Source organism: Sandarakinorhabdus sp. (assembly GCF_040398645.1).
Lineage (GTDB): Bacteria > Pseudomonadota > Alphaproteobacteria > Sphingomonadales > Sphingomonadaceae > Sandarakinorhabdus.
On the sequence record NZ_JBBATR010000098.1, the window covers coordinates 3,121 to 4,467 of the forward strand.

The following is a 1,347-nucleotide window of genomic DNA, read 5'->3' on the forward strand; positions in this document are numbered from 1 at the left end:
GATGGTTCGCAGATCATCACGATGGATGCCGGCCAGCTCAGCAGCGTTGCGGCCCTGGCTGGGCGCGGTCTTGGCCAGCGCCGCGCTGCCGCCAGTCTTGATACAGGCGGCGTCACGGCTGCTCTCAGCGTCGATTTGCCGGCGGGCCTGTGGCTGAATTTGTCGGCGCGGGTGCTGGTCAGCAAGGGTGTATTTCCGCCGCTGGAATTGCGGGCGGGCGATTTGCGGATCAGCGGCTGGCCGGCACGCGCACTGGTGCTTGCGGCCCGGCAGGTGCTGGTGTGGCGCGGGCTGCCGCTACAACCGCTCGATGCCATGGTGCGCAGTTTCGCAACGGATAATGGCATTTTGCGCGTGCAGCCGGGGAAGGGCATTGGCCAGACCGGCCTGGTCAGCGCCTTGATCGGCCTGGGCGGCCGGCAGATCGATCAGGCCCGCGTCACGTTGATTTACTGTGCGCTGGCCAGTCAGCAGCGCGCCAAGCCATCCAATGATCTGGCCGTGCAGGTGCACCGCATGATTGCCGCGACGCAGGCGGACAGCGCCCAGCAGGCCGCGACCGATCACGCCAATGGTCTGGTGGCATTGGCGCTGGTGGTGGCCGGCAAATCGGCGCTGAGCCTGACCGACAAGGCGCTTTCGCCGCTGGCGGGATGCCCGAAGCCGCGTGTGCAAGTGCTGCTGGCCGGGCGCATTGATCTGGCCAAGCATTGGTCTGTTTCGGCGGCATTGGCGGCGGCCGGCGGGGTGCGCACCGGGCGATTGATGGGCGAATGGAAGGAATTGGCCGACAGCATGGCCGGCGGCTCCGGTTTTTCCTTTGCCGATCTGGCGGCAGACCGGGCCGGCCTGCGGGTGGGCACGGCAGCGGTTGATCCGGCCCTGGCCCTTGCGCTGCGCGCGGATCTGCGCGGGCGGGACAATGCAGGGCTGCTGCCGCCATCGGTGCTGAAGCTGGCCGAAGGCCTGAGCGAGCAACGCTTTGTGGCGCAATATCGCGACACCGAAAGCGCGCGCTTTGCCGCCGCCGTGCGGGTGGTGGATGGCCTGTTGGCGCGCGGCAAGGTGCCGGGCGCTGCCCTTCCCGCCGGGCAGTAGCGGCTCGGCGCAATTTAGATCGGGCGTATTCTGCTTTAAAAAGCGCGGTCACCCCCTGATCTGCGGTTGCGTGCCGGACACGGCATCGGTATACGCCCGGTTCCGCAGAAGTCGGGGCGTAGCTCAGCCTGGTAGAGCGCTGTCTTCGGGAGGCAGAGGCCGGAGGTTCGATTCCTCTCGCCCCGACCAGCGGTTTTGGAGGTTCGGACCCGTCGAACCTCCGCCCTCTGCACTGATGAGGGCTTTGGG

General features: G+C 67.4%; 1 protein-coding gene and 1 tRNA gene. Both read left to right on the forward strand.

Going from position 1 to position 1,347, the window contains the following annotated elements:
* On the forward strand, positions 1-1,098 hold a 1,098-nt coding region (locus ABWP50_RS13225), incomplete at its 5' end, for a YfiM family lipoprotein (protein ID WP_353218455.1).
* A gap of 112 nt (positions 1,099-1,210) precedes the next feature.
* Positions 1,211-1,287: transfer RNA gene (locus ABWP50_RS13230), tRNA-Pro, on the forward strand.
* Positions 1,288-1,347 lie beyond the last annotated feature (60 nt).